Here is a 21931-nt window from a genome sequence, read left to right as displayed (position 1 = left end):
CGCCCCGCCCCGCGCGGGGCGCTGCTGCTGCGCGGCTGCAGCAAATACGCTATAAAATGCGCTGTAGAGCACCTGCCCCTCTTCTGCACAGCATGCGCTGCCCTCAATAGAATTCCCTTCTGTTCAAGTCTTTGCTTCTGTTCTTTTTATTATTCTGAAAGTTTATTTGCCCCTTCGCGCCATCCATTTTCGGATCGAACGACTTCGCCCAGACACAAACCAGCTGCATCTCAGACGATGACGCTGTAGCGGCCAAGGCTCTGGGCAAGCCCGTACCCCGCCGCCAAACCTCCCTGCAACCGCACAGCCAGCGCGTGAATATTTTTTGGTTCAGATAAGAATCGTCCCAAAGCCGACAGGTTGGCTCAGGCGCAGCATAAACGTGGGTGGTGAACAGTGCTCACGACGCTGGAATGGGCTCGTTCGCCTCTCCGGATCTATCCATCCATCACGAGTGAGGCTACCCCATGAAACTGAACTTCAAACACGCCATGTTTGCTGCCGCCTTAGCCACCACTGCTGGCTCCGCCATGGCTTACGACGTGCGCATCGATGTTAACGGCAAACTCACCAGCAGCACCTGTGAGGTCACCGCAGGATCGTCCAAACAGGCCACCATCAACCTGCCGGAGCTGGACGTCAGTAGCTTGAACGCGGCTGGCGCCTCGTCAGGCCGCAAGCAACTGGATCTGGCGGTAACTGGCTGCCAAGACACCACCGTGGCTGAGGTGCACTTCGAGCCGTCCGGTGTGAACGTGACCCCGGCCGGAACACTGCGCAATTTGGCCACCAGCGAGCCGGCGGCCAACGTGGAAGTGCAGCTGCTGGACGGCCAGTCCAAGGTGCTGAATCTGAACACCGACACCGCCAGCTACGCCGTGTCTGGCGCCACCGGCACCGTGACCCTCTATGCCCAGTACTACTCACCGCAAGGTGATGCGCAGCCGGGCAATGTGACCTCTTACATCGAAATGTCCATGGCCTATCGCTGAAGCCCGTGAGCGGGTCGGGCCCAGTGCACCGACCCGCTTTGCGACCTTCGCCAACAGGAGCCAACCATGATGTTCAGTAGCGTCTTTAAGCAGGTTGTCCCGTCAGTGCTGTGCGCCACGCTGCTGTCTGCCGCAGCGCAGGCCAATGTGGTGTTGTCTGGTACGCGGGTGATTTATGACGGCGCCGAGCGCGAGATCAGCGTTAACGCTCGCAACCCCAGCACTACGCCGGTACTGGCACAAGTCTGGATCGACAGCGGTGATGCTGCCGAGCGGGCGGAAAGCAGCCGCGCCCCGTTTTGGATCACACCGCCGCTGATTCGCATCGAAGCCGGCGGCGCCCAGGTGTTCCGGGTGATGGAGGTGCCTTCCACCGTGCCGATGCCGACGGACCGGGAAAGCGTTTACTACTTCAACATTCTGGATGTGCCGCCGCGGCCGCTCGATGCCGTAGAGCCGTCCTACATGCAGTTTGCCTACCGCACGCGGGTGAAGCTGTTCTACCGGCCCAAAGGTCTGCCAGGCAGCCCGGCGGCCGCCGCAAAACAGCTGCGTTGGTCGCTGCACCCGCAGCAAGACGGCACCGTGGCGATGGAAATTGTTAACCCCAGCGCTTTCCACGTGTCGTTCAACAACGTGCGCGTGAAGGTGGTGGACACCTTTTATGACGTCGACGTGGCCATGACCGCGCCGCTTTCCACCCAGCGCTACAACGTGGACGGCCTGACCATGTTGCCGCCCATCGGCAGCGTGCAGTTCGAGTGGATCAATGATTTCGGCGCCACCGCGCAGGAAGTAGTGCCACTGCGCTAAGCCCACTCAGCACTTGCCCGTCAGCCCCTACGCCCTCCGCAGCTTTGTGACGAGGTGGACCATGCAGCCACGCCTATTTTTGCACCGCCCGGCGGCCACCGTGTTGCGCTGCCTGCCGGCCTTGATCGCCCTGGCGCCGACCGCGCCGCTGCAGGCTGCGCCCTATGCGGAGTTCGATGCGCGGCTGTTTGGCACATCGCTAGATCAAGGCATGGATCTGTCCCGCTTTGCCCAAGGCAGTTCGTTGGAGCCGGGCGAATATCTGCTGGACGTGGAAATAAACCAGCAGTCGGTAGGGCGGCATAGCGTGCGGATGGTCAAGGACGGTCAGCAGACAGTGCCTTGCCTCAGCACCGCGCAATTGGCGCAGTGGCATGTGCGCACTGAGGAACTGGACGCCGACGCGGAGTGCTTGGCGCTTGAGAATCACCTGCCCGGCGCAGCGGCGACTGTGGATGCCGCCAGCCAAACCCTGCGGCTTTCTATTCCCCAAGCGTGGTTGCGCCAGCTGCCGCGCGGTTATGTCAGCCCGGCGCAATGGGACCAAGGCATTTCGGCGGGATTCGTTAATTACAACCTGAACAGTTTCCAGTCTGGCGCTAATGACTTGGCCAGCCAGCGTTCTTATTTCGGCAGCGTCAATGCTGGGCTCAACCTGGGCGCATGGCGCCTGCGTTCCGACGCCACGTACAACCACGACGAGTCCGCCGGCGGGCGCTCCACGCTGTCCACTCTCTACGCACAGCGCAATGTGGTGGGTTGGCGTTCACAATTGACCGCCGGCCGCGCCTACACCCCGGGCGACCTGTTCAACAGTTTCCAATTTACCGGCGTGCGGCTTGGCTCTGATGAACGTATGCGGCCGGATTCTCAAAACGGTTTTGCGCCAGTGGTTAAAGGCTTGGCCGAGACACAGGCGCGGGTAAGCGTTTACCAGGCCGGCACCAAGATTCATGAGCTCAGTGTGGCGCCGGGCCCGTTTGTTATTGATGACCTGTACAACACCGGCTACGGCGGTGACTTGGAGGTGGTGATTGAAGAAGCCGACGGCCAGCAAAAACGATTCACTGTGCCCTACGCCAACATCGCGCGCTTAGTGCGCCCCGGCCAGTTTCGTTACGACTTTAGCGTTGGCCAGTACTACCAACAGCACAGTGATTTCACGCCCGCCTTTGGGCAGGGCAGCTACCAAGTCGGCGTCAGCAATCTAATGACGCTGTACACCGGCGCCTTGGTGGCCGAAGGCTATTACGCCGGCATCGGTGGCATGGCCTTCAACACACCGGTCGGTGCGCTGTCGTTGGACCTGACCCACTCCGATGCACGTCATCTGGATAGATCCGTGTTCGACGGCGAGGACCGGCGGCACGGTGACAGCCTGCGCTTGGCATACAGCACCACGCTGCGCCCCTCCAACACCAACATTGCGTTGGCGGCGTACCGGTTTTCCAGCCGCGGCTATCTGGACTTCGTTGATTATGCCCGGCTGAACAGCGGCACCTGGGGCGCTTTCCCCTGGTTTGCCGACGGCAATGTGGCGGCCGCGCCGTACGCGCTGCGGACGGCGCAGCGCAATCGGCTGCAGGTCAGCCTGAATCAACCGCTGGGCCACCGCAGTACGCTGTTTGCCAGCGGTTCGCTGCAAGACTATTGGGACAGAGGCGCCCAGCGCGACCTGACCTATCAGGCGGGCTACTCCACCGCCTTTAACTGGGGTTCGCTGAATGTCAGCGCCAGCCGCACTCAGCAGTGGATGGCGTCCTCTCATACCGCTTTGATGGCCAGCGTCAACGTGCCACTGGGCGGCAATCGGCGCCGGGCAGCAACGCTGAGCAACGCCATCAGTTACGGCAGTGACCAGACCTCCACGCTGCTCAGCAGTGTGCAGGGCAGCGGCGGCGATCACGATCAGTTGAGTTACCAGATCTACACCAGCATGGCGCTGGACGGCAGTGAGCGCGAGCAAGCAGGCGGTGCCTCGGCGCAGTACGCCGGTCGCCACGCGCAAGTGAATGCAGCAGCCAGCAGCGGCCCGCGCGGCAGCTATCAAAACAGTGTGGGCGTCAGCGGCAACATATTGGCGCACAGCGGCGGCGTGCATTTCTCGCGCGACCAAGGCGACAGCTTTGCCATCGTGCATGTGCCGGGTGCCGCCGGCGCCTCCTTGGAAGGCAGCCGCACCCAGGTGGATGAGCGCGGCTACGCGGTGGCCTCCAACTTGCTGCCCTATCGCCTGAATCGCGTCGCGGTGGACCCTAAGGGCAGCGCCCTGGATGTGGAGATCATCGGCACCGAGAAAGCCGTAGCGCCGACGGCGGGCGCCATTGTGCAGCTGGAATACGCGGTGCAATCCGGGCGCGCAGTGCTGCTGGAAGTGCTGCGCTCCGATGGTGAGGCGGTGCCGCTGGGTGCGGTGGTGCAAGACGGCAACCTGCACACCCTGGGGCTGGTGGGCCAAGGCGGCCGGGCGTTCCTGCGCGGTGCCGACCAGCCCGCAGAGCTGTGGGTGCGCTGGGGTAACCAGTGGGGCCAAGAGTGTTTGATCCATTACCAGCCACAACCGGCGTCTGAGCCCGGGATGCTCAGTGCCCAGACCGAGACCTGTCAGATGATGGTGCCGCCGCGCCGCACCTGCGAGCGACAAGAGGAGCCCTGCCATGACTAATCACGTTTCCATTCTGGCCTGCGTCGGTGTCATCGGTGTTGGGCTGCTGTCGAGCCTGCCAGCTTGGGCAGACACTTCAAAATGCGAAACCTACGATCTACACGCCGACTTTGGCAGCAAGAGCTTTGCCGCCGGCGCCGATCAGAATGTCACCGGCGCGGGCTTCGGAGAAAGCCGGGCGGAAGGCCAAATGTTCAATTGCACTAGCGCCAACATCGGTTTTAAAACTTCCGGCGCGGTTCAGTCCAACCCGACCGTGCAGGGCGTCATATTCGATGACGCGGGCGTGCAACATGCGGTGTTCAGCACCGGCATTCCCGGTATCGGTTATGCCGTGGGCATCAGTGACCGGCGCGGCACCGAATATCAACCGCTGTTGGCCGATCAGCCCACCATCACTTATCAAGGGCCAGGCAACGCCAAAACGTTGGGCTACAAACTTAAAGTGAACTTCGTGTTTACCGATCGGCTGGTCAGTGGCCAGTACCGGCTCTCCAACAAGGACTTGGCTTCTTTCTTCGGCATCACGGCGGCGGGAGATCGGCTCGGCAGCCCGCGGTTCACCGTAAACGCCACCTTCAACATTACTGCCCGCACCTGTGCCGTAAACAGCGGCTCGGTGATCGGTGCGCTGGAACTGCCGCTGGTGTCGAGCCGTGATTTCGAGGGCGTTGCCAGCGGCGGCAATGCCGGTCAGCCGTCGAATGAATTCAATATCGAGGTGCGCTGCGAGGGCGGCGTCAATGTGTGGGCAAGCGTCAGTGATGGCTTGGCGCCGGCCAACACCAGCAACGTGCTGACGCTGGCGCAAGACCGTATGGCTGCAACGGGCGTGGGCCTGCAAATGTTTCGCCGTGGCAGCAGCACGCCACTGCTGTTCGGGCCTGACACCTCCGATGCGGGCCGTGCTGGCGCGTGGTACGTCGGCACCGCGCCCGGTCAAGGCGGCGTGATGAGCACCAAGCTCTACGCTCGTTATGTACGCACCGGCGACAGACTCAAAGGCGGCCAGGTAAGCGGTGTGGCCACGCTGACATTTTCCTATCGGTAACACGGGGCGGCGGCCAAATGTGAGCGCCCAGAAAACCAGGTGGCGCGGGTGGCGGGCTTTCCTCAGCTTGGCTACGCCGCGCCCGGCAGCACCCTGATTGATACAGCCGGTCAGCAGCACAGGGTTAGCACTGGTGAACCGCGCGTCACTGCGCCATTGTTGGGGCACCCCTTGTCGCTGCCAGGAGAGCTGCCCATGCCTGATGCTACAGACCGGTTTCGTGTCCGCTACCGCGCTGGCATTTCTCGCCATTATCACGGCCTGATGCATGGCGTGTTTGTGCTCGCTTATGGCGCGGCGTGGATCGGATTTTTTGTGTCGCAGGTGAACAGTCTGCGCAGCTGGGAATGGCTGGCCATTGCCGTGGGGCTGGTGTTGTTCAATCTGGGCGAATACGGCGTACACCGGGGTTTGGGCCACCGGAAACACGCGCTGGGCACGCTGTTTTATAAACGCCACACCGGCGATCACCATTCGTTTTTTGTCATGGATCGGATGCCATTTGAGTCATTGCGCGACTGGCGGGTGGTGCTGTTTCCGGCGTGGTTGATTGTGCTATTTAGCCTGTTGGCGCTGGCGATCTGGGCGCTGCTATCACTCTGGAATGCCAATGTGGCGGCATTGCTGTCGGCTACTCTGCTGGGTGGGTACTTGCTGTATGAAGTGATGCATTTGTGCGAGCACCTGCCCGATCAGCACCCGATCACGCGGCTGCCCGGTATCGCTCACATGCGTCACTTGCATGCGCTGCACCACCGCCGCGATCTAATGACCACGCGCAACTTCAACTTGGTGTTTCCACTGACAGACTGGTTGCTAGGCACCCTGCATTGGGAGCCGATGCCGCGCAAAGATCAGTGATCGCCGCCGCAATACACCCCATGCAGGGTGCGCATGATCTCCAGCGCCGGGCCGGGCTTTACCGAGTAAAACACGGTTTGTGCTTCCTTGCGGGTGCTGACCAACTCCGCCTCGCGCAACACCGCCAGATGCTGTGACAGCGCCGACATCGACAGCCCTACCTGTTCCTGCAAAGCACCCACCGAGGCCTCGCCCTGCACCAGCCAGCACATCACCATCAAACGGGTGGGATGGGCCAGCGCCTTGAGCAGCGCGGAGGCTTCGGTGGCATGTTGCTGCATGGCAGCCAGATCCGGCATCGACGCCGTCATCTCGATTTCCTCATTGACAAAAATTCAAGGAACGCTAATTTAGCAATCTCTAAATAACCAGCGAGGCCCTGTCTCGCACGTTCACACAGGAGTCGGTCCATGCACCCATGGTGGCTGTATCCGCTGATCGGCGGCGCCCTCATTGGCCTGTCCGCGACCCTGCTGCTGGCCCTCAATGGGCGGGTGGCGGGCATCAGCGGCATGCTCAAAGGCATTTTCATGACCCCCACCGAGGCCGGCAACGGCCAGCGTTGGGCATTCCTGCTCGGCATGATCGCCGCCGGCAGCCCGCTGGCACTGATGCTGGGCATCAACACCGAATCGCCCGCCAGTGTACCGGTATTGCTGATCGCCGGGGTGCTGGTGGGACTCGGCACCAGTTTGTCCAACGGCTGCACCAGTGGCCACGGCGTCTGCGGCCTCGGCCGCCGCTCGGCACGCAGCCTGGTGGCGGTGGTGACCTTCATGAGCACCGCCATTCTAACCGTACTGATTCTGCGCACGGCAACCGGAGGCTGACACCATGAAACAACTGATCGTGGCTTTGGTGATGGGCGCCTTGTTCGGCGCGGGGCTGACGCTGTCGGGTCTCAGCAGCCCGGACGTGGTGCTTGGATTCCTTGATGTGTTCGGCGACTTCAACCCGGCGCTGTTGATCGTGATGGCGGTGGCGGTCGCCATTACCTTCCTGACCGGTGGCCTGATTCTGCGGCGCGGTAAGCCGCTGTTGGCGGAGTCGTTCGCAGTGCCCACCCGCAAGGACATTGATGCTCCGCTGATCGTCGGTGCGGTGCTGTTCGGCATCGGTTGGGGCTTGGCCGGCTACTGCCCGGGGCCGATCGTGATCGGGTTGGGGGCGGGCACCGGCACCGCATGGATTTTCCTGCCGGGAATGCTGGCGGGGATGGTGATTCACCAGCTGTGGCAGCGGCGCGGGACCTGAGGGGCTGCTCTTGACGCGCCCGTTGTTGAGTCACTCCTCGCAGACAGGGAGAGCCTGCGGGCGCACAAGATCAAGCGCCAAGGCTCCCTTCACGCACGGCTCAACAGCATCTCAGCCCGGCACATCGACCACGTCAGTGGCAGCCGTTTCCACCGCCAGCCGGAAACCCATCACTTTCAGGATCGCAACCAGGGTTTTCAGAGAAGGGTTGCCCTGAGCTGACAGAGTTCGGTACATCTGCGTCGGGTTGAGTTCGGCGCGCTCTGCCACCGCTTTGACACCACCGAACGCCTGCGCCAGTTGGCGCAGGACGATCAGCAGTTCCGCTTGGTCGCCGTCGGCCAGAATGCCGTTGATCACTTCTGATGCCAGGGCGGGATCGCTGCGGTACAGCTCCGCCATGGCGTCGTCGTGGGGTCTGCTTCTCATGGGTATGCCCTCTGTTGCCAGTCCTGCCAATAACGCACAGCCTCATCGATATCCGCCCGCTGGGTACGCTTGCTGCCGCCGCACAGCAGCAAGACCAGCCGGTGTCCGGACAGCGCGTAATACACGCGGTAACCCGGCCCAATATCCACTCGCAATTCCCAGACCCCGTCACGGCAGTAGCGGTGGTCACCGAAGTTGCCGTGGTGGAGCCGCGTCACCCGACGGATGATCGCCACCTTGGCGCGCCGGTCGCGCAACCGCCCCAGCCAGTACAGATAAGGGTCCTTCCGCTCACTGGGCGTCAGGTAGTGCTCAAGATCGAACATGGCCAACTTCGTTTATAGACGACAAGCAGTCAAGAGGCATATTGCTCGATCTGCCGCCCTGGACGCTGGAACCGACAGACGGCATGGCAGGCTCGCCTCCACCCGAGCCGTGGACACTAGCCTGATTGAAGAGCGGGAATTGAGAGATGGAAGACGCATCAGATGCCGGATATTCGATCTTGGCGCCGTCACCGGCACTGCCATTGGGGCAGCGGAAGAGAGCTTTGGCCGTGGCAGCAAAGGCTTTGAAAGCAGGCATTTCGAGATCCAGGCACGCCGACCGGACCTGGTCAGTTGCAGGGTCATCGTGCGTTGGCTGTGGCAACAGAAAACCGGCCTAGAGGGCCGTATTTATTGAAGTTGGATCACTCCAAGTACTGGCAATCACTGTACCCGAGCAAGACAAAAAGCCGCATCGCACGCGGCTCGCTATTTCGGAGAACCAACATTCCAGTCGCTTGAATAGTCCATGCGTCCTTGGACTGCCCGTCGCCATATTCGGCCTGACTTGCTTCCGACGGAACCACCATCCTCTACAGCCTAAGCGCCCCCAGCACTCCCGTTAACCAGTGCCAGGCCCCAAAAAAAACGGCGCCACTCAGGCGCCGTTTTTTATTGCTCAAGCCGTCAGAGATTGTACGGCCCGGTGCAGATTTCATGCACGCGGAAGGTCTTGTTGGCGTTGAGGAAACCACCAAAGTCGAGACGGAAGGAATCAAATTCCAAATCTTCTTTCACCTTCACCCGCAGGAAGCGCTGCTTGGTATTGAAGCCCAGACCGAGCAGGTCCAGGTTCAGGCCCGTGCCGCCGACGACTTTGGAATCCACCTCTTTACCGTCGTTGTAGAAACGCACGGTGATGAAGTCGCCCAGCAGCTCCAGGTTGAGCAGCTGAGACGCCGGATCGGAGATCACGAAGCCCACTTCTTTGTCGGTAATCTTCACTGAGGTATCCAGCGCTTCTGCTTTGAACCAGCCAAAGCCGTAGAAGATCGCCAAGCCCATGCGCAGTTCGGCATAGGTTTCGCTGTCACCGTCAGCCAGGAAGTTACGGCCTGAGATCGAGCAACCGATGCAAGCGCCATCAGTTTTGGTATCCGGGCGGAACTGGGACAGATCCAGCGCACGGTAGGTGGTGGTGGCGTCACAGGTGAAGCTGGTGTCGCAGGCATCACCGATGCCGTCGCCGTCAGAATCTTCCTGGCCAGGGTTCGGAACCAGCGGGCAGTTGTCGAGATAGTTGGGAATGCCGTCGCCGTCGGCGTCGCCCATGTCCGGTGCGCCGCCGCTGCACGCATCGCCCACGCCGTCACCGTCCCAGTCTTCTTGGCCCGGGTTGGCGACGAACGGGCAGTTGTCGGTGTCGTTCGGTACGCCGTCACCATCGCGGTCGGTGTCGCACACATCACCAACGCCGTCACCGTCTTGGTCAGCCTGGTCGATGTTCGGCAGGTAGGGGCAGTTGTCCTGATCGTCCGGCACGCCGTCGCCGTCTACGTCGCCTTCACAGGCGTCGCCAATGCCGTTGCCATCGGTGTCTTTCTGATCCGCATTGGCGGTGAACTCGCAATTGTCTTGGTCGTTGTCCACACCGTCGCCATCGGCGTCGGTGTCACAGGCATCGCCAATACCGTCGTTGTCGACGTCACTCTGCTCCGGGTTGAACACCAGCGGGCAGTTGTCGATGCCGTCGTCAATGCCGTCACCGTCGGTGTCGGTGTCGGTGTCGCACGCGTCACCAATGCCGTCGCCGTCGGAATCAAGCTGGTCCGGGTTGTACATACGCGGGCAGTTATCGAGGTGGTTGGCAATGCCGTCGCCGTCGATGTCCGGATCACACACATCACCGACGCCATCGCCGTCCATATCGGCCTGGTCAGCGTTGGCCATGGACGGGCAGTTGTCGAGGTGATCAGGAATGCCATCACCGTCGCTATCAATGTTATCGACGGTCGGTTTGCGGTCACTGTCGCCATCGGCGGTACAGGCCGCCAGCCCAAGGCCGAAGGTGCCGGCCATCAGGGCAATCAAAAGGGTGCGGTTAAAATGATTCATGCCCTGTGTCCTCAGTCTTCAAGCACGGTGAATTCGACGCGGCGGTTCATGGCCCGGCCGGATAGCGAATCGTTGGAGGCCAGCGGCACGGTCTTGCCGTAGCCACGGCTGCTGAGCCGGTCAGTCGCCACACCCAGCTCTACCAGTGCGCGGCGCACGGCTTCGGCGCGACGCTCGGACAGGTCGAGGTTGTACTCGTGAGAGCCGCTGCTGTCGGTGTGGCCGCCGATTTCCAGACGGAAGTCGGTCTGCTCGTTGAGCGATACCGCGATCTTTTCCAGCGCCGGCATGGTGGTGGCGAGGATCTGGTCGGAGTTCAGTTCAAAGGCAATGTTGTGGAACACGATCACCTGGTTTTTCAGCAGGCAACCGTTGGCATCCACCTTGCCGCCCGCCAGCGTGTTCGGGCACAGGTCGCGGGAGTCCGGTACGCCGTCGCCATCGCTGTCCGGCTCACGCACGTAGCGCTCCACTTCCAGCGTTTCGTAGATGTACTTGTCGACTTGGGTTTCCTTGCGGAAGCCCAGTGGCAGTTCCACGCCGATGCCGAAGCGCCAGTCGAAGAAACCGCCCTGATCTTCGGAGACAGTGCCACGGATGCCGTCGTAGCTGTCGTACATGTAGCGGGCGTCCGCACGCAGTTTGAGGCCGTTCTTGAACAGCGGCGCGGTCACCGCACCGATGCCAACGTTGGCGTGGAAGCCAATCTTGTCGTCACGGCTCGGCACCACGTCGTTGCGCAGCACGCCGACCTGGCCGATCACGAATGGGGTGAAGCGCTCGCGGTCGCCGAACGCCCACGCCAAACCGGTGGTCACCGCGGCTTGATAGAAATCACTGCCGCCACCCTTGCCGGTATCCAGCTGGTAGCCGCTGCCTTCACTTTCCCACCACAGTTGGTCGGTCAGTTGGCGGCCGTAGATCAGGCTGGCGCCAAAGCCCTTGCGCGAGATAGCGCGATCTTCATCCACCACTAGGTAGGACATCTGGGCAGCGATGTATTGTTTGGTCTCGGTGCCGTACTGACTGTCAGCGGCGGCGGCACCATGGGCCACGGCCGTCACAGCCACTGCCAACGCAGTGCGTGCAATAAAGTTCGCCATCATGAGCTCCGGGTGGGACGTTGGAACGGCACGGCACCGCAGCGGTGAAACGCGCCGAGGGTGGCGCATCCGTGCCAAAACCCGCGCATGATAGGGACTCAGGAGGGGCACTACACAGAGGGCGAGGCCCTGGGGTTACCAAAAATAACCAAGTCACTACAGGACGCTCACCGGCGCCCGAGGATTGTAAATTCAGGTATACAAGACGGTGCGTTTCTGGCTCCCTCCGCTCACCCGCTTGGCGCCCTTGGTCACGGCCAGCGTCGCGCCGGTCCGCCGCATCACAGGCAGAATTGCTATTGGCTGAAACTCCATTTCTGCGCGATTGCGCCATGGATACGCACCTTCGAGGGCGCGCCAGGCAAACTAACTAAACCACTGATCTGAGACACCTTTCACATCGGCCGCTGGTTTTAGCGGGCATTGGGCTAAAACCCCATGCTATATTCCATGGCCGCCAGCCTCTGTTATGATCCTTTGGCGCTTACGCCATAACAGAACAACCCAGGCCGGCGCCCGGCAGGGACCGCCCCCCGTTATACAGACGCACAGATGCGTCGCCAGCTCATTATTTTTTACCGATAACCCATTGCGGCGATTTGTCATTTTCGCAAATGTGAATGATGACCACGCCACCTGAAGATTCAGGACCGGACTGCTGCGCAGCGGCGGGCCTCCATTGACTAGATTTGAATAACCCATGAGACGTTATCTAACCGCCGGGCTGGATCGGCTTTCCATCCAGCAACTGGAAGACATCATTGCCGACGCCGAGGTGTTGCTGGAAAAGCGCCGCCAGCAGGCCGAGCAGGCTCCTCCGGCTCATACTCTGGCACGAGCCCACGGCCAAGCACCGCAGATTTCCTACCGCGGTCGGCCCTCGGCGCGCGACTGAATCCGCGCTACCCTTGGCGCTCTGCCATGACCGAGCCAAGGAGTACCTATGGAATCCCTCACTCGCCACACTGAGTCGTTCAGCACCTGCGCACAGATCCGCGCCGAGGACGTTGCGGCCATTGCCGAACAGGGGTTCCGCACCCTGATCAACAACCGCCCGGACGCCGAAGGTGGTGACAGTCAGCCGCGCAGCGAAGACATCGCCAAAGCGGCAGCGGCGGCCGGTTTAAAGTACATCCATATTCCGGTAATCAGCGGCCAGATCACGCCCGAGCAAGTGACACTGATGCGCTCTGCCCTAGACAACGCCGAGCAGCCGGTACTGGCGTTCTGCCGCTCCGGTGCCCGCTCCACCCAACTCTGGGGGCTGGCGCTGCAACAATCCCAGCACAGATGAATTTTTCATGACCGGGTTGCACAACGGAGGGTGCCTCCCTATCCTGAAAACTCATTTTTCTCACGGTTACTGACAGGACAGACCATGGCACCGCTCGCAACACGCCTTGCTTCGTCTTCCACGCTGGCCCATTTGGCCGAGCGTCGTCAGCCGTGCGCTGCGTTTTATTTCGGATATTGGTTTCGCCAGCGGCGCGCCTGATCCGAGCAGTGCAGGCGCCCGTTAACACGGACGCCTGACACCAGATCCATGAAACCCCGTCGGCGTCCGCCACGGGGTTTTTTCATGGCAAAAAAAGGACATTGATCAGATGAACACCAACGCGACATTGGCTGCCCACCCACCTGCAGCAGCAATCCGCCCCCCCGCGCCGGAGTTGCTGCCCAGCATCGACGCCCTGGCCGCCGAACTGCCGCTGTCGCCCGCGCTGGCAGCCCAAGTGGCGACCCACCGCCAAGCGGTCCGCAACATCCTCGCCGGCCGCGATCCGCGCTTGCTGGTGGTGGTGGGTCCGTGCTCGATCCACGACGTGGACGCCGCCATGGACTACGCCCGCCGCCTGCGGGCGCTGTCAGACCAGCTCGGTGACAAGCTGCTGCTGGTGATGCGGGTCTACGTGGAAAAGCCCCGCACCACGGTGGGCTGGAAAGGGCTGCTCTACGATCCAGCACTGGACGGCAGCCATGACATGGCGCTGGGCCTGCGTACGGCGCGGCGATTGATGCGCGACATCGTGGCACTGGGCCTGCCGGTGGCCACCGAATTGCTGCACCCGATGGCGGCCGGCTACTTGGAAGACCTGCTGAGTTGGGCTGCCGTGGGCGCGCGCACCACTGAATCGCAGATCCACCGCGAAATGGTCAGCGGGCTGTCGCTGCCCTGTGGCTTCAAAAACGGCACCGATGGCGGCACCACGGTGGCGATTGACGCCATGGGGGCGGCAGCGCGCGGGCATCACCACTTTGGCGTTGACCGCCACGGGCGCCCGGCGGTGCTGGTGAGTGAGGGCAATGCTGACACCCATTTGGTCCTGCGCGGTGGTCGCAGCGGTCCTAACTACCATGCCGACGCCTTGGACGCGGCCAGCAACGCCTTGGCGAACGCAGGGGTGTCGCCGGCACTGATGGTGGATTGCAGCCACGCCAACAGCCAGAAAGACCATCGCCGCCAGATCGAGGTATTGAAGGATGTGTTAGCGCAACGTCGCGCCGGTCGCCATACGCTGCGGGCGGTGATGATCGAGAGCCATCTGGAAGAAGGTGCGCAGCCGCTGTGCGAAACGATGCGCTACGGCGTGTCGGTCACTGATGCCTGCCTTGGCTGGCAAGACAGCGAACAATTGCTGCGGGAGGCGGCGGCGCAACTGTGAGGCCGCCGCCGGGGTGCGTCACGCCAGCCACGACCAAGGGCTGTGACGCACGGCGGCGCCGACCATATAAGCAAACGCCAATACCGCCACCACACCCGCCAGCGGACGGCGACCGCGCAGCGTAATCACGCCGGCGCCGATATAAACCAACAGCGCCAGCAGTTTGGCACCAAACCATGATGCGTCCAGCGGCGACAGCCGCAGCCACAACATCAGCAGCACACCGGCCAGCAGCAACAAGGTATCAATCACATGCGGTGCGATCCGCACCCAGCGCTGTGCCAGATAGGCACTGCCCTGCATCAGCCACACCCAACGCACCAGGAACAGCAGCCCGGACAGGGCCGCAAGCGTCACGTGCAGGTGCTTCAGCGCCACATAGCTCATCGGAATCCCACTACGCTTGGCACTTGGTAATCCAGCGGCGCTACCGCATCCCAACTGCCGTCTTCGTTCTGACTACAACGACGTTCCACTTCGATGACACCATCGCCCTGCGCCTGCCACAAGCAGCTGAGGAAGACATCGCCGCGCACCAAGGAGTGGCACACCGAGAAACTGGCAGCGGGCCACTGCGGGGCCAGTGCCCAGCACGCGCGCGCCAACGTGGTCACTAGCGCCTCGGCCGCCGCCATCTGCTGCGCTGCACGTTCGGCCTGGCCCAGTCCCAACACACTGACACCGGCACCGCTCTGGAACAGCCGCAGCTGCTCGCCGGGCCAATAGGGTGCCGCCGCCAACTCAATCAGCAGGTGCTGGTCCTGCAACAGGAAGCGAAACGGCTGTGGCCACGCCAACGGCGCTAACCATTGCGCCAACAACGCTTGAGTCGGCGCCGTGTGCACCGCCTCTGGCGCCGGCAACGCCGGCAGCTGCGTCAAACGCAGCGCGTACAGCTGATGCTCGTTGATCAGTTGCGCGAGAGCAGAGCGCAGCGGGATTTCTTGATATTGGCGTACCCGCTGCGCTTCGGCGGCGGTCAGCACCCGGCCGTGCTCATCGAGCAACTGGAAGCGGCCAGAACGCGGGTTCAGCGACAGCGTCACCGGGCCGAACGCCGGTTGGCGTGGCGCCGCTTGGCAGTGCACCGGCGCTTGCCAGCGGCGGGCGGTATAAGGCGTCGAACCAGCACCTAACTGCGCCGGCTCCTGCATCCATTCAGACATGGTCCCTTCCCCAACCTATGGCCACCCGTGCCATCGAGCGCGGCCATCAATCGTGACGGTACGACCGTTCCCGGGCGGGAGCGGTTCGGGGCTCATTAAACGTGCAACGCACGGCGGAGTGAAGCGATTTGGGACCTGGTTTGCAAAATCACGACAAAGGCTGGCGCTTGCATCCGCGCCGCACTGGCGTACGCTGCCGCGCCACGCTGACGCCATCTGGATCCGGACTGGCCGAGCCGGGAGCGAATCGATTACTGTAATCAACCGTTGCACCGCGGTGCCGAACGGGTGGATGGAGAGGTCGTCATGATGATTCCTGCACTGGGCTTTGGGACCTATCGGCTGACCGGCAATGTGGCTCAGCAATCCGTGGCCGCGGCGCTGCGCGCTGGCTACCGCCACATTGATACGGCACAGATTTACGGCAACGAGCGGGAAGTGGGCCGCGCCATCGCCGCCAGCGGTGTGCCGCGTGACGAACTGTTCGTCACCACCAAGGTGTGGGTCGATCACTATGAGCCGGATGCGCTGCTGCTGAGTCTGGAAGAAAGCCTCGACCGGTTGCAGCTCGACAGCGTTGACCTGGTGCTGATCCACTGGCCGGCGCCGGACAATCCGGTGCCGATGGACGCATACCTACCGGCGTTGCTGGAGGCCCGCGGCCAATGCATGACTCAGCATGTGGGCGTGTCCAATTTCAGCATCGCTGATCTCAAACAGGCGCTGAAGCTGGTCGGTGAAGGCAGCCTGCTCACCAACCAGGTGGAAGTGCATCCCTATTTGCAGAACCGTGCTCTGGTGGATTTCTGCCGTGCTGAAGGCATCCGCGTCACCGCCTACCTGCCGCTGGCCTACGGCAAGGTCAATCAAGACCCAGTGCTGCAAGCGATCGCCGCCCGCCATGGCGTCAGCGCCGCCCAGGTCAGCTTGGCGTGGTTGCTGCAACGCGGGTTACTGGTGATTCCATCATCCACCCAAGCGACACACATCCGCGACAACCTGGCCGCCGCCCGCGTCGTGCTCACTGATGACGACATGGCAGCCATCGCCGCACTCGACCGTAACGAACGTCTGATCGACCCCGCCGAGTTGGCCCCGCGCCAGTGGGATTGAGTGATTACTGGCCGATTCGCCGAAGCGCGCTGCTGTGCTCCGGCGCGGCCAGCCCGCTTCGCCACCGGTGACGCACCGGTCAGCCGCAAGCCTGCCCACCGTTCCTCCGCCAAACCGCGGCGCATGTCTCCCTACTGCTACCTATCATCTGATCGGCCCTTTTTAAGATTGAGAACCAGTCGGCGGGTTACCACCATGTGTCGCGCCACAAAGGTCATTTTTTGAACACACTTGCCGCCTCATCGACATGGATATCAATCAACAAGTGCAGATACGCCAACGAGCAGAACAACGAAAAGATTTGGCTGCGGCCTTCAACTTCGGACGCGACGTGTGGGCAGAAGTCTTCCACGAGCCCTGTTTCAGGGAGCGCCACTACGCCGATTTGTTTACTCAGATGTGGTCAGCGCCGCAGCGGACCTTTAAGAAAACCGAACTGTATGGACTGCTGGCGCCGTTGAGTTCCCGCACCGCCGCGCGCCATGTGCAGCAAGCGCTGGAATTCGGCCTGCTGCTGGAAGTGCCGAGCCGTTCCGACCGCCGCCAGTTGCGCGTCAGCCTCAGCGACGAATGCGCGCTGCGCATGGAGCGTTATTTGGATCTGGCACTGGTGCGACTCACCCGCCACCTGGCGCAGCGCCACACCCTACCGCCACCAGCGGTGACCCGCGCCCTGCGCTGAAGATCAGCCGCGCAGCGTTCGCATCAGCGCAGCGGTATCAAGATGCTCGTCGATCCAATCCGCCAGCCGCTCCAGCGACGTCTCTTGGCGGGCAGCGTGATCGACCCTCTGCGCCGCCACCCCACAGCGGCTGAGCAACTGCGCCAGCACTGCGGGCTGACCGAGTACGCCGTGCAGAGCACTGCCAAACACTTGGCCATCGTCGCTGATGGCGCCGGCGGCAGCGCCGCTGGTGCCCGCCAATAGTGGGCGAGCCAACGCCGCACCCTGGCACTGCACATCGCCAAAGTCGGTGGCCGCCACAGCTTGCCCGCCCCAGTAGGCCGCTGCCGGTTGCGGCTGTGGCGCCTGCAGCCGACTGCGCAGTGCCAGCAGGCCGAGGCCGGCTTCGGTGCGCCCGTGGCTATCACTGAGCTGCTCGCCCAGCAGCGCGAAGCCCTGTCCCAATCCCAGCAGCACACCACCGTAGCGCAGGTGGCGCAGCAGCTGCGGGCGCCAACCGGCGTCCGCCAGCCAACGCGCATCACCGAGCGGATCGGCGCTGGGCGGTATCAACACCAGGTCGGCGCCGGGCCAAGCGTCGGCGTGCCGCAGCAGCGTCAGCGCCACCTGCGGATGACGCCGCAGCGGTTCCAAATCCGCGTGCTGGGCCATGCGCGGCAGCGACGGCACCACCACCCGCACGGCTTGCTCGGTAGTCGGTGTCGGACAGTGGCCGAGGCTGTCTTCCGGCTCCAGTATCAGCCCGTGCAGATACGGCAGCACTCCGGTCACCGGCTTGCCGCTGTACTGCTGTAACCAGTCGACGCCGGATTGCAGCAACGCCGGATCACCGCGGAAACGGTTGATCACCAGCCCGCTGACGCGCGCCTGTTCGCTGGCACTGAGCAGCGCCAAGGTACCGGTCAGGTGCGCGAACACGCCGCCGCGATCAATGTCTGCCACCAACCACACTGGGCAATCGACCCGCTCGGCAAACCCCATGTTGGCCAGATCGCCGGCGCGCAGATTGATTTCTGCCGGGCTGCCGGCGCCTTCCACCAACACCACGTCGTGGCGCCGGCGTAGTGCCTCCCAAGCCGCCACCGCAGCATCCAGCGCTTGCAGTTTGAACTGCTGGTAATCACGCGCCGCCATGTGGCGCTGCAAGTGACCGCGCACAATCACATCGCTGCCGCGGTCGCTGCGCGGTTTCAGCAAGATCGGGTTCATGTCGGTGTGCGGCGTCACCCGACACGCCGCCGCCTGCATGGCAGTGACGCGGGCAATTTCGCCGCCGTCAGTGGTAAGGCTGGTGCTGAGGGTCATGTTCTGCGGCTTGAACGGCGCCACCGACACGCCACGGCGCGCCAAGTAACGCCCCAGCGCCGCCACCAGCGTGCTCTTGCCGGCATCGGAGGTGGTGCCTTGGATCATCAAGGCACCGCGGATCACAGTTCGATGCCTTTCTGCGCCTTCACGCCCTGATCCGCGAAGGCGTGCTTCACCACTTTCATTTCGGTGACGGTATCGGCCAGTTCGATCAGCGGTTGCGGCGCATAGCGGCCGGTCACTACCACGTGCTGCATCGGCGGCCGCTGCAGCAGGTCGTCATAGACTTGGTCGTGGTCAAGGTAGTCGTAGCGCAGCGCGATATTCAGCTCATCGAGCAGCACCAGGTCATAGCGGGGATCGCGCAGCATCGCGGCGGCTTGCTCCCACGCGGCAGTGGCCATCGCCACATCACGCTCGCGGTCTTGGGTATCCCAGGTGTAGCCCTCGCCCATGATGTGATAAGTGACGCCGGGCAGATTACTGAAGAACGCGGCTTCACCGGTGGGGATGCGGCCCTTGATGAACTGCACCACGCCGACTTTCATGCCGTGCCCGAGCGCCCGAGCGGCCATGCCAAAACCGGAGCTGCTCTTGCCCTTGCCGGGGCCGGTGAGCACCAGCAACAGACCCTGTTCTTTCTGCGCCGCGGCAATCCGCGCCTGCATGATGGCTTGTTTGCGCGCCATGCGCTGGGCGTGGCGGGCGGGGGTTTTGGCGTCTTCACGCATTGGGAGGCTCCACGGCGGGGGCAGCGGCGGCATCAAGGCCGGCCACTGCGGTGGGTACAAAAACCGGCGCCCCGGCCAGCCACGCGCGGCTGAGCGGTTCGCCATACAGGGCAGAAAGGCGCTGCTCGGTAAGCAGCGTGGCGGCGTCACCGGCCTGGTGTTGGCCATCGGTGCCAAGCAGCAGCACCCGGTCGCACCAGCGCGCCGCCAGATTCACATCATGTAGGCACATCACCACCGCAGCACCGGCCTGCGCATGGTGGCTGAGGCGCCGCATCACCTGCACTTGATGGTGCAGGTCGAGATGGTTGGTGGGTTCATCCACCAACCACAGCGCCGGCGCCAGCGCATCGGCCACCGCCAGCGCCACCCGTTGGCGCTCGCCGCCGGATAACTGTTCCAACGGCCGCTGCGCCAGGGCGGTCAGCGACAGCGCGGCCAACGCCTGATCCACCCGGTGATGGTCGGCGTCGGTTTCGCCCTGCCAACCGGCGCGCCACGGGTAGCGCCCCAGCAGCACCGCTTCGCGTACCGTGGTCGGAAAACTGTCCTGCTGAGTCTGGAACACCACCGCGCGGCGCTGGGCCAACGCTTGGCGCGGCCACTGCGACAGCCGCTGGCCGTCCAACCGTATCTGCCCGGCTGCGGGTGAGCGCAAGCCGGCCAGGGTATGCAGCAAGGTGGTTTTGCCGGCGCCATTGGGGCCGAGAATGCCCCAGCATTCACCGGCCTGGATGGTCAGCGACAGCGGTGCCAGCGTGCGGCCGGGAATGCCCGGGTCGAGCCGGTCCAGCTGTAATACCAAGGCCGTCATGTGCGCCTCCGCACTAGCAGCCACAGGAAGGTGGGCACGCCGATCAAGGCGGTGAGCACGCCTACCGGCAGCTGCTCCGGTGCCACCACGGTACGTGCCAGGGTATCGGCGGCGGTCAGCAAGGTGCCGCCGGCCACCGCGGCGGTGGGCAGAATCCAGCGCTGATCGTTGCCGATCAGCAATCGCATCAGGTGCGGTACCACCAGCCCGACAAAACCGACGGTGCCGGCGGTGGTCACCGCCACCGCGGTCAGCAGGCTGGCGCTCAGGTACAACAGCCGCTCTACCGGTCGCACCGCCACCCCCAATGCCGCTGCCGGCAAGGCGCCGCGGGCCAGCACATTGAGCGTGCGCCCGGCCGGCCATGCCAGCAGCACCGCCACGCCGAGCAGGAGCAGCGCCGGCCACGGTGTGCCGGCGTGGCTCAGGTCGCCCATCAACCAATACAACATGCCCGGCAGCCGTTCGGTGGGGCCGATCACCAGCAGCACGCTGACCAGCGCGCTCCAGCCGGCGGCCAGCACCACACCGGTCAGCAGCAGACGCTCACCGGCGCCACGGGTGGCGAGGCCGGCCAAGCCAAATACCAGCAGCGCCGACACCAGCGCACCAATGAATGCCGCACCGGACACCCACCAGGCCGCCAGCCCCAACGACAGCGCGCCCAAGGCACCCACCGCTGCGCCGCCGGAGAGTCCCAGCACATAAGGGTCCGCCAACGGATTGCGCAGCAGCACTTGCATCAGCGCGCCCGCCAATGCCAGCAAACCGCCGGTGGCAAACGCCGCCAGCGCGCGCGGCAAGCGCAACTCCCAGACCAGGGTTTGATGCAGCGGTTGGCCGTCGCCCAGCAACGCAGCCCAGAGTTCCGCCGGGCTCATGGCGACACTGCCCACCGTCACCGCCGCCACCAGGGAGGCCAGCGCCAGCGCCGGTAGGCACAACACCACCAGCGTGCGGCGCTCAACCATCGCTACGCACTTGGTCGAGGTGATCGCACAGCGCGCGGGTGCCGAGCAGCAACCGCAGCGATGGCCGCTGCAAGGTAGACGGCGCCACAAAGAACAGGTGCCCCGCCTGCACCGCCTGCAACGACGGGAAGCGGCGCCAGGCATCCACCCAGCGGTGATCATCTTCGCCCATGCCGCCGGACACGATGACCTGCGGATCGGCGGCCAGCACGGCTTCCAAATCCAGCTTCGGTGTCAGCCGTGGCAGAGCGCCGAACAGATTGATGCCGCCGCACAGGCGCACCGCCTCACTGATGAAATGGGTGTCATTGACGGTCATCAGCGGGTCATCCCAGACCTGATAGAACAACGTCACCGGGGTCGCGGTGCGGTAGCGCTCGCGCAGCGCCGCCACCTCGTCGGCAAACGCCGCGGCGCGCGGATGGCCGATGGCTTCAGTGCCCGCCAGCGTGGCGAGCCGGTGCACCGTGGCACTAATGCCGGCGAAATCGCCCGGCTCGGCGAAGTACACCGGCACCCCAAGGCGGATCAAGGTGTCCACCTGACTGCGCGGATTGCCGCTGCGCCACGCCACCACCAGATCTGGTTGCAGCGCCAACAGCGCTTCCAGGTCCAAGCGCTGGTAACTGCCGACCCGCGGCAGCTGGTTGGCTTGCGGCGGGTAGTCACTGAAGCTGACGGCGCCTACCAACCGCTCGCCGGCGCCGGCGTCATAGACCCACTCGGTGGCGCCCGGCGACAGCGCGATAATGCGTTGCGCCGGCGCCGCCAGGCACAGCTCGCGCTGATCGTCGTCCACCACGCAGCGCTGCGTCGCCCATGCTGGCACCGATGCGGTGGCCAACAACGCGATCAGCGCACTGCGCCACAAGCTTGTGAACATGGAGCCTCTCCCACATTGAACCGGGGCCGCAGCAGCGGCCCCGGACTG

The 21931-nt window shown here is 63.4% G+C and carries 25 protein-coding genes; 13 read left to right on the top strand and 12 right to left on the bottom strand.

Going from position 1 to position 21931, the window contains the following annotated elements; all coding sequences use genetic code 11:
• The first annotated feature begins 467 nt into the window (after positions 1–467).
• The 5 genes from AB5I84_RS03155 to AB5I84_RS03135 all read left to right on the top strand — a co-directional run bounded on the left by AB5I84_RS03155 (position 468) and on the right by AB5I84_RS03135 (position 6382).
• On the top strand, positions 468–992 hold the full coding sequence (locus tag AB5I84_RS03155) for a fimbrial protein (protein WP_369454389.1): 525 nt from the start codon (positions 468–470) through the stop codon (positions 990–992).
• 66 nt (positions 993–1058) lie between these two features.
• Entirely contained in the window at positions 1059–1805 is a 747-nt protein-coding gene (locus tag AB5I84_RS03150) for a fimbrial biogenesis chaperone (RefSeq protein WP_369454388.1), read from the top strand.
• 61 nt (positions 1806–1866) lie between these two features.
• Complete coding sequence (locus AB5I84_RS03145; RefSeq protein WP_369454387.1) at positions 1867–4470, top strand: fimbria/pilus outer membrane usher protein; 2604 nt, start codon at positions 1867–1869, stop codon at positions 4468–4470.
• The gene (locus AB5I84_RS03140; protein WP_369454386.1) at positions 4463–5521 is read left to right on the top strand and encodes a fimbrial protein; all 1059 of its coding nucleotides are present in this window, start codon (positions 4463–4465) and stop codon (positions 5519–5521) included. The genes AB5I84_RS03145 and AB5I84_RS03140 overlap by 8 nt, the downstream gene beginning before the upstream one ends.
• Before the next feature lie 195 nt (positions 5522–5716).
• On the top strand, positions 5717–6382 hold the full coding sequence (locus AB5I84_RS03135; RefSeq protein ID WP_369454384.1) for a sterol desaturase family protein: 666 nt from the start codon (positions 5717–5719) through the stop codon (positions 6380–6382).
• Here AB5I84_RS03135 and AB5I84_RS03130 read toward each other — a convergent pair.
• The gene (locus AB5I84_RS03130; RefSeq protein ID WP_369454382.1) at positions 6376–6693 is read right to left on the bottom strand and encodes an ArsR/SmtB family transcription factor; all 318 of its coding nucleotides are present in this window, start codon (positions 6691–6693) and stop codon (positions 6376–6378) included. The genes AB5I84_RS03135 and AB5I84_RS03130 overlap by 7 nt on opposite strands.
• Positions 6694–6792: 99 nt before the next feature.
• Between AB5I84_RS03130 and AB5I84_RS03125 the strand changes: the two genes are divergently transcribed.
• Together AB5I84_RS03125 and AB5I84_RS03120 are read left to right on the top strand one after the other, a co-directional pair.
• On the top strand, positions 6793–7212 hold the full coding sequence (locus AB5I84_RS03125; protein WP_369454381.1) for a YeeE/YedE family protein: 420 nt from the start codon (positions 6793–6795) through the stop codon (positions 7210–7212).
• A 4-nt stretch (positions 7213–7216) separates the two neighbouring features.
• On the top strand, positions 7217–7636 hold the full coding sequence (locus AB5I84_RS03120; protein ID WP_369454380.1) for a DUF6691 family protein: 420 nt from the start codon (positions 7217–7219) through the stop codon (positions 7634–7636).
• Positions 7637–7747: 111 nt separating this feature from the next.
• Here the strand turns inward: AB5I84_RS03120 and AB5I84_RS03115 are convergent, their stop codons facing one another.
• A complete protein-coding gene (locus AB5I84_RS03115; RefSeq protein WP_369454379.1) occupies positions 7748–8065 on the bottom strand; it encodes a helix-turn-helix domain-containing transcriptional regulator in 318 nt (105 codons plus the stop codon).
• The gene (locus AB5I84_RS03110; RefSeq protein WP_369454378.1) at positions 8062–8391 is read right to left on the bottom strand and encodes a type II toxin-antitoxin system RelE/ParE family toxin; all 330 of its coding nucleotides are present in this window, start codon (positions 8389–8391) and stop codon (positions 8062–8064) included. The genes AB5I84_RS03115 and AB5I84_RS03110 overlap by 4 nt, the downstream gene beginning before the upstream one ends.
• On the opposite strand from AB5I84_RS03110, the gene AB5I84_RS03105 reads away from it, so the two are divergent.
• The gene (locus AB5I84_RS03105) at positions 8390–8749 is read left to right on the top strand and encodes a hypothetical protein (protein WP_369454377.1); all 360 of its coding nucleotides are present in this window, start codon (positions 8390–8392) and stop codon (positions 8747–8749) included. The two genes, AB5I84_RS03110 and AB5I84_RS03105, sit on opposite strands and share 2 nt — an antisense overlap.
• Before the next feature lie 269 nt (positions 8750–9018).
• Here the strand turns inward: AB5I84_RS03105 and AB5I84_RS03100 are convergent, their stop codons facing one another.
• Positions 9019–10446 carry a thrombospondin type 3 repeat-containing protein gene (locus AB5I84_RS03100; RefSeq protein WP_369454376.1) on the bottom strand — a complete coding sequence of 476 codons (1428 nt, stop codon included), beginning with the start codon at positions 10444–10446 and terminating at the stop codon, positions 9019–9021.
• A gap of 11 nt (positions 10447–10457) precedes the next feature.
• Positions 10458–11549, bottom strand: a complete 1092-nt coding sequence (locus tag AB5I84_RS03095) for an OmpA family protein (protein WP_369454375.1) — start codon at positions 11547–11549, stop codon at positions 10458–10460.
• Between the two features lie 700 nt (positions 11550–12249).
• On the opposite strand from AB5I84_RS03095, the gene AB5I84_RS03090 reads away from it, so the two are divergent.
• From AB5I84_RS03090 to AB5I84_RS03080, 3 genes are all read left to right on the top strand, one after another.
• Positions 12250–12444, top strand: coding sequence for a hypothetical protein (locus AB5I84_RS03090; RefSeq protein WP_369454374.1), 195 nt, complete (start codon positions 12250–12252; stop codon positions 12442–12444).
• Between the two features lie 48 nt (positions 12445–12492).
• Positions 12493–12843: a protein tyrosine phosphatase family protein gene (locus AB5I84_RS03085; RefSeq protein ID WP_369454372.1), complete on the top strand. Its 351-nt coding sequence runs from the start codon at positions 12493–12495 to the stop codon at positions 12841–12843.
• 310 nt (positions 12844–13153) lie between these two features.
• Positions 13154–14212, top strand: a complete 1059-nt coding sequence (locus AB5I84_RS03080; RefSeq protein WP_369454371.1) for a 3-deoxy-7-phosphoheptulonate synthase — start codon at positions 13154–13156, stop codon at positions 14210–14212.
• A gap of 18 nt (positions 14213–14230) precedes the next feature.
• On the opposite strand, the gene AB5I84_RS03075 is transcribed toward AB5I84_RS03080, so the two are convergent.
• Entirely contained in the window at positions 14231–14599 is a 369-nt protein-coding gene (locus AB5I84_RS03075; RefSeq protein WP_369454370.1) for a SirB2 family protein, read from the bottom strand.
• A complete protein-coding gene (locus AB5I84_RS03070) occupies positions 14596–15378 on the bottom strand; it encodes a hypothetical protein (protein ID WP_369454368.1) in 783 nt (260 codons plus the stop codon). Before AB5I84_RS03070 ends, AB5I84_RS03075 begins: the two co-directional genes overlap by 4 nt.
• Before the next feature lie 306 nt (positions 15379–15684).
• Between AB5I84_RS03070 and dkgB the strand changes: the two genes are divergently transcribed.
• Both dkgB and AB5I84_RS03060 read left to right on the top strand, forming a co-directional pair.
• Positions 15685–16491 carry a 2,5-didehydrogluconate reductase DkgB gene (dkgB, locus tag AB5I84_RS03065; protein ID WP_369454367.1) on the top strand — a complete coding sequence of 269 codons (807 nt, stop codon included), beginning with the start codon at positions 15685–15687 and terminating at the stop codon, positions 16489–16491.
• A 331-nt stretch (positions 16492–16822) separates the two neighbouring features.
• Positions 16823–17173 (top strand): MarR family transcriptional regulator, encoded by a 351-nt coding sequence (locus tag AB5I84_RS03060; RefSeq protein ID WP_369454365.1) that lies wholly within the window; start codon positions 16823–16825, stop codon positions 17171–17173.
• Between the two features lie 3 nt (positions 17174–17176).
• On the opposite strand, the gene AB5I84_RS03055 is transcribed toward AB5I84_RS03060, so the two are convergent.
• Genes AB5I84_RS03055 through AB5I84_RS03035 form a run of 5 tightly spaced genes read right to left on the bottom strand, consistent with a single transcriptional unit; the run spans position 17177 to position 21883 of the window.
• Positions 17177–18589, bottom strand: a complete 1413-nt coding sequence (locus AB5I84_RS03055; RefSeq protein ID WP_369454364.1) for a cobyric acid synthase — start codon at positions 18587–18589, stop codon at positions 17177–17179.
• 14 nt (positions 18590–18603) lie between these two features.
• Positions 18604–19215 (bottom strand): cob(I)yrinic acid a,c-diamide adenosyltransferase, encoded by a 612-nt coding sequence (cobO, locus tag AB5I84_RS03050; protein WP_369454363.1) that lies wholly within the window; start codon positions 19213–19215, stop codon positions 18604–18606.
• Complete coding sequence (locus AB5I84_RS03045) at positions 19208–20029, bottom strand: ABC transporter ATP-binding protein (protein ID WP_369454362.1); 822 nt, start codon at positions 20027–20029, stop codon at positions 19208–19210. The genes cobO and AB5I84_RS03045 overlap by 8 nt, the downstream gene beginning before the upstream one ends.
• A complete protein-coding gene (locus AB5I84_RS03040) occupies positions 20026–21000 on the bottom strand; it encodes a FecCD family ABC transporter permease (protein WP_369454361.1) in 975 nt (324 codons plus the stop codon). The genes AB5I84_RS03045 and AB5I84_RS03040 overlap by 4 nt, the downstream gene beginning before the upstream one ends.
• Positions 20993–21883, bottom strand: coding sequence for a cobalamin-binding protein (locus AB5I84_RS03035; RefSeq protein ID WP_369454360.1), 891 nt, complete (start codon positions 21881–21883; stop codon positions 20993–20995). The genes AB5I84_RS03040 and AB5I84_RS03035 overlap by 8 nt, the downstream gene beginning before the upstream one ends.
• Positions 21884–21931 lie beyond the last annotated feature (48 nt).

Origin of the sequence: Alcanivorax sp. REN37, assembly GCF_041102775.1 — a bacterium.
Classification (GTDB): domain Bacteria; phylum Pseudomonadota; class Gammaproteobacteria; order Pseudomonadales; family Alcanivoracaceae; genus Isoalcanivorax; species Isoalcanivorax beigongshangi.
The sequence above is the reverse complement of the archived record's forward strand: the minus strand, read 5'-3'. Positions and strand labels throughout refer to the sequence as shown.

Bases quoted from the DNA above. Each gene is read 5' to 3' on its own strand.
- dkgB (WP_369454367.1), top strand. From the start codon at position 15,685: ATGATGATTCCTGCACTGGGCTTTGGGACCTATCGGCTGACCGGCAAT.
- AB5I84_RS03095 (WP_369454375.1), bottom strand. From the start codon at position 11,549: ATGGCGAACTTTATTGCACGCACTGCGTTGGCAGTGGCTGTGACGGCC.
- AB5I84_RS03040 (WP_369454361.1), bottom strand. From the start codon at position 21,000: ATGGTTGAGCGCCGCACGCTGGTGGTGTTGTGCCTACCGGCGCTGGCG.
- AB5I84_RS03090 (WP_369454374.1), top strand. From the start codon at position 12,250: ATGAGACGTTATCTAACCGCCGGGCTGGATCGGCTTTCCATCCAGCAA.
- AB5I84_RS03070 (WP_369454368.1), bottom strand. From the start codon at position 15,378: ATGTCTGAATGGATGCAGGAGCCGGCGCAGTTAGGTGCTGGTTCGACG.
- AB5I84_RS03085 (WP_369454372.1), top strand. From the start codon at position 12,493: ATGGAATCCCTCACTCGCCACACTGAGTCGTTCAGCACCTGCGCACAG.
- AB5I84_RS03110 (WP_369454378.1), bottom strand. From the start codon at position 8,391: ATGTTCGATCTTGAGCACTACCTGACGCCCAGTGAGCGGAAGGACCCT.
- AB5I84_RS03145 (WP_369454387.1), top strand. From the start codon at position 1,867: ATGCAGCCACGCCTATTTTTGCACCGCCCGGCGGCCACCGTGTTGCGC.
- AB5I84_RS03105 (WP_369454377.1), top strand. From the start codon at position 8,390: ATGGCCAACTTCGTTTATAGACGACAAGCAGTCAAGAGGCATATTGCT.
- AB5I84_RS03140 (WP_369454386.1), top strand. From the start codon at position 4,463: ATGACTAATCACGTTTCCATTCTGGCCTGCGTCGGTGTCATCGGTGTT.
- cobO (WP_369454363.1), bottom strand. From the start codon at position 19,215: ATGCGTGAAGACGCCAAAACCCCCGCCCGCCACGCCCAGCGCATGGCG.
- AB5I84_RS03100 (WP_369454376.1), bottom strand. From the start codon at position 10,446: ATGAATCATTTTAACCGCACCCTTTTGATTGCCCTGATGGCCGGCACC.
- AB5I84_RS03055 (WP_369454364.1), bottom strand. From the start codon at position 18,589: ATGATCCAAGGCACCACCTCCGATGCCGGCAAGAGCACGCTGGTGGCG.
- AB5I84_RS03080 (WP_369454371.1), top strand. From the start codon at position 13,154: ATGAACACCAACGCGACATTGGCTGCCCACCCACCTGCAGCAGCAATC.
- AB5I84_RS03035 (WP_369454360.1), bottom strand. From the start codon at position 21,883: ATGTTCACAAGCTTGTGGCGCAGTGCGCTGATCGCGTTGTTGGCCACC.
- AB5I84_RS03115 (WP_369454379.1), bottom strand. From the start codon at position 8,065: ATGAGAAGCAGACCCCACGACGACGCCATGGCGGAGCTGTACCGCAGC.
- AB5I84_RS03130 (WP_369454382.1), bottom strand. From the start codon at position 6,693: ATGACGGCGTCGATGCCGGATCTGGCTGCCATGCAGCAACATGCCACC.
- AB5I84_RS03150 (WP_369454388.1), top strand. From the start codon at position 1,059: ATGATGTTCAGTAGCGTCTTTAAGCAGGTTGTCCCGTCAGTGCTGTGC.
- AB5I84_RS03045 (WP_369454362.1), bottom strand. From the start codon at position 20,029: ATGACGGCCTTGGTATTACAGCTGGACCGGCTCGACCCGGGCATTCCC.
- AB5I84_RS03120 (WP_369454380.1), top strand. From the start codon at position 7,217: ATGAAACAACTGATCGTGGCTTTGGTGATGGGCGCCTTGTTCGGCGCG.
- AB5I84_RS03155 (WP_369454389.1), top strand. From the start codon at position 468: ATGAAACTGAACTTCAAACACGCCATGTTTGCTGCCGCCTTAGCCACC.
- AB5I84_RS03075 (WP_369454370.1), bottom strand. From the start codon at position 14,599: ATGAGCTATGTGGCGCTGAAGCACCTGCACGTGACGCTTGCGGCCCTG.
- AB5I84_RS03125 (WP_369454381.1), top strand. From the start codon at position 6,793: ATGCACCCATGGTGGCTGTATCCGCTGATCGGCGGCGCCCTCATTGGC.
- AB5I84_RS03135 (WP_369454384.1), top strand. From the start codon at position 5,717: ATGCCTGATGCTACAGACCGGTTTCGTGTCCGCTACCGCGCTGGCATT.